Below are 2878 nucleotides of genomic sequence, written 5' to 3' on the forward strand. Positions count from 1 at the left end.
AGGCCAAGGTCCCCGCCTGCCGGATGACGCCGGCCAGTTGCCGCAGCCCGTCCAGGTGGTCGTCGGAATCCACCCGCAGGGTGCGGTGGGAACCGCTGCCAAGGGGGTAATCCACGGTGCGTTCTCAACCACGACCATGGCGACCCCGCTTTCGGCCATCAAGCGGTAATGGTCGAGCAGCATATCGCTGACCGTGCCGCCTTGACCGGCATACCCCAGGTAGAGCGGGGCCATGATGAGCCGATTCTTCAGGGTTACGCCCTGGATGGTAAGCGGCGTGAAAAGGTGAGCATGCATGGTGTTTTCTCCTTTGGTTGGATCAATAGCATCAAGATTGTGGCCCCGCATCCGGGGGCAAACGATTTCCGCCAAGTGTGGTGACGCACAGACGACAACGGATATTGGGAAGGTGACACCATCTTACCCTCCCATGGGAACCCATGGCAAGTCTGAAACCGGTTGACAGGTGCAGGACGGCCGATTATGTTAGCTAACTAATTATTAGCTAACTAACTAAATAGGACGCCGTCATGTCGACGAAAACGGAAAATTCCGCCCAACTGGCCACCGGCCATCTGCTGGCCCAGGTCTGCCGATTGGTCGCGCCCGCCGACGGGTTCAGATGGAACGGATCGGCCTCTACCATGCCCAGGGGATGATCCTGTTCCGACTCTGGCAGGCGGACGGCATTCCTCAACGGGTCCTGGCCCATGACATGCACGTCACGCCGCCCACGGCCAGCAGCACCCTCCGGCGGATGGAGCGCGACGGCTGGATCGAGCGGCGCCGTGACCCGGCCGACCACCGGGTGGTGCGCGTCTTCCTGACCGAGAAATCCAGACGCCTGCACGATGCGGCGCATGCCTCCTTCGCGGCGCTGGAGCGGGAAATGACGGCGATTCTGACCGAGGGCGAGCACGACGTCCTGCGGCGTTGCCTGCTCAAAGTCCAGCACTACCTGATCGCGGCCGGCGGGGAGGATAGCGGTTTGGGTTGCCTGTCAACGGTTCCACCGTCGGAGGGAAAAGCCAAGGGGGCACCACCATGAAATCACTGATGCGTCTTTACGGCTTTCTGCGGCCGTACCGGATCCCGGCCAGCATCTCCCTCAGCCTTCTGGTCGCCATGGTTGCGGCGGATCTGTTGATCCCCCGCCTGACCCAACGCATCATCGATCAGGCATCGCCGCCGGCAACCTGCACGTGGTCGTCACCACGGCCCTGATCATGGTTGCCGCATCACTCCTCTCGGCGGCCCTCGCGGTGGCCAACAACCTCCTGTCGGTGAAGGTCGCCATGCTTTCGGCGCCGATATCCGCAGTGCGCTGATGCGCAAGGTGCAGACCTTCTCCTTCGCCAATCTGGACACCCTGCAGACCGGCAAGCTCATCGTGCGCTCGACGAGCGACGTCACCACGGTACAGACCATCGTCATGCTCTCCCTGCGGATTCTCACCCGGGCGCCCATCTGGGCCGTCGGCGCCATCGTGCTGCTGGTTGTCACGGCGTCCGACCTGGCCTGGATCATGGTCGCGTTCGTGCCGCTGATCATCGTCCTGGTGTATTTTTTCACCCACCGGGCGCGCCCCTATTTCTGGGGGTTCAGCAGCGCCTGGATCGGCTGAATGTCGTCCTGCAGGAAAACCTGGCCGGGATCCGCGTGGTCAAGGCCTTCGTGCGTGCCACCCACGAAAAGGCCCGCTTCGACGACGCCAACCAGGATCTGATGGCCGGGACGATCGGGGTCGGCCGACTGATGGCGGTCTTTCACCCTTCATGCTGCTGATTCTCAACCTGGCCATCGTTGCGGCGGTCTGGTTCGGCGGCGCCACGGCCATCACCGGCGGGATGTCGGTCGGCACCGTCGTGGCCGCCATCAACTATCTCTCCTTTGCCCTTTTTCCGATTCTGATGCTCACCGGCATGATCGGCCCGGTTTCGGCGGCGGATGCGTCGGCCAGCCGGATTCTCGAGGTGCTCGATGCCCAACCCCAGGCCCGCCAACGTCCCGGCGCCAACCAGACCCGGATTACCCGCGGACAAATTGTCTTTACGGACGTGAGCTTCAGCTATCCGGGCAATGGGGCCGAACCGGCCCTGTCCAACATCTCCTTTGTCGCCGAAGCCGGGCAAACGGTAGCCATCGTCGGCGCCACCGGTTCGGGGAAATCAACCCTGGTCCACCTGATCCCGCGCTTCTACGACGTCACCGCCGGCCGGATCACCATGGACGGCAGCGATATCCGTGAAATGGATCTGCCGGGGCTGCGCCGCGACATCGGCATGGTTCTCCAGGAAACGGTCCTGTTCAGCGGCACGGTGGCCGACAACATCCGCTACGGCCGGATATCGGCCAGCCCGGACGCGGTAGGGGAAGCCGCCCGCGTCGCCCAGGCCGACGCTTTCATCAGGGCGCTGCCCCAGGGATACGACACCCGTGTCGGCCAGCGCGGCGTCACCCTTTCGGGCGGCCAGCGCCAACGCATCGCCATTGCCCGGGCGATCCTGGTGCAGCCCAAAGTCCTCATCCTCGACGATGCCACCAGCGCCCTGGACATGGAAACCGAAATCCGCCTGCAAACGGCCCTCGACGCTTTTACGCATGACACCCAGACGCCCATGACCCGCCTGATCGTGGCCCAGCGCATCAGCAGCGTGCTGACGGCCGACACGATCATCGTCCTCGATCATGGACGGGTCCATGCCATGGGACCCCACCGGCAACTGCTGGCCCAAAGCGCCGTTTACCAGGACATCTATCGCTCCCAGCTCGGCGAGCCGGACAATTCAAAGGAGCATGCCCATGGCTGATGATCCCAACCGTCCATCACCGCCGGTGCGCATGACCGGCATGCCCGGGCCGGGGGGGCGGCGGACCG

The 2878-nt window shown here is 63.8% G+C and carries 7 protein-coding genes; 6 read left to right on the plus strand and 1 reads right to left on the minus strand.

Features of this window, described 5'->3' with window-relative positions; genetic code table 11:
• A partial coding sequence (locus JCM12296_RS37525; protein ID WP_479690896.1) for an oxidoreductase occupies window positions 1–297 on the minus strand: 297 nt, incomplete at its 3' end.
• Window positions 298–530: 233 nt separating this feature from the next.
• Here JCM12296_RS37525 and JCM12296_RS48680 point away from each other — a divergent pair.
• The 6 genes from JCM12296_RS48680 (at window position 531) to JCM12296_RS33830 (ending at window position 2810) form a co-directional block, all read left to right on the plus strand.
• Complete coding sequence (locus JCM12296_RS48680) at window positions 531–659, plus strand: hypothetical protein (protein ID WP_281492256.1); 129 nt, start codon at window positions 531–533, stop codon at window positions 657–659.
• Complete coding sequence (locus tag JCM12296_RS33815) at window positions 656–1048, plus strand: MarR family winged helix-turn-helix transcriptional regulator (protein WP_054702403.1); 393 nt, start codon at window positions 656–658, stop codon at window positions 1046–1048. Before JCM12296_RS48680 ends, JCM12296_RS33815 begins: the two co-directional genes overlap by 4 nt.
• Window positions 1045–1224 carry an ABC transporter ATP-binding protein gene (locus JCM12296_RS33820; protein WP_054702406.1) on the plus strand — a complete coding sequence of 60 codons (180 nt, stop codon included), beginning with the start codon at window positions 1045–1047 and terminating at the stop codon, window positions 1222–1224. The genes JCM12296_RS33815 and JCM12296_RS33820 overlap by 4 nt, the downstream gene beginning before the upstream one ends.
• Before the next feature lie 88 nt (window positions 1225–1312).
• Complete coding sequence (locus JCM12296_RS33825) at window positions 1313–1624, plus strand: ABC transporter transmembrane domain-containing protein (RefSeq protein ID WP_281492258.1); 312 nt, start codon at window positions 1313–1315, stop codon at window positions 1622–1624.
• A 35-nt stretch (window positions 1625–1659) separates the two neighbouring features.
• Window positions 1660–1785 carry a hypothetical protein gene (locus JCM12296_RS48685; RefSeq protein WP_281492257.1) on the plus strand — a complete coding sequence of 42 codons (126 nt, stop codon included), beginning with the start codon at window positions 1660–1662 and terminating at the stop codon, window positions 1783–1785.
• The gene (locus tag JCM12296_RS33830; RefSeq protein ID WP_054702410.1) at window positions 1776–2810 is read left to right on the plus strand and encodes an ABC transporter ATP-binding protein; all 1035 of its coding nucleotides are present in this window, start codon (window positions 1776–1778) and stop codon (window positions 2808–2810) included. The genes JCM12296_RS48685 and JCM12296_RS33830 overlap by 10 nt, the downstream gene beginning before the upstream one ends.
• Window positions 2811–2878: the final 68 nt, after the last annotated feature.

It is taken from the genome of Desulfosarcina cetonica JCM 12296 (genome assembly GCF_001311845.1).
In the GTDB taxonomy this organism is placed as follows: Bacteria; Desulfobacterota; Desulfobacteria; order Desulfobacterales; family Desulfosarcinaceae; genus Desulfosarcina; species Desulfosarcina cetonica.

Bases quoted from the DNA above. Each gene is read 5' to 3' on its own strand.
- JCM12296_RS48680 (WP_281492256.1), top strand. From the start codon at position 531: ATGTCGACGAAAACGGAAAATTCCGCCCAACTGGCCACCGGCCATCTG.
- JCM12296_RS33830 (WP_054702410.1), top strand. From the start codon at position 1,776: ATGCTGCTGATTCTCAACCTGGCCATCGTTGCGGCGGTCTGGTTCGGC.
- JCM12296_RS33815 (WP_054702403.1), top strand. From the start codon at position 656: ATGATCCTGTTCCGACTCTGGCAGGCGGACGGCATTCCTCAACGGGTC.
- JCM12296_RS33820 (WP_054702406.1), top strand. From the start codon at position 1,045: ATGAAATCACTGATGCGTCTTTACGGCTTTCTGCGGCCGTACCGGATC.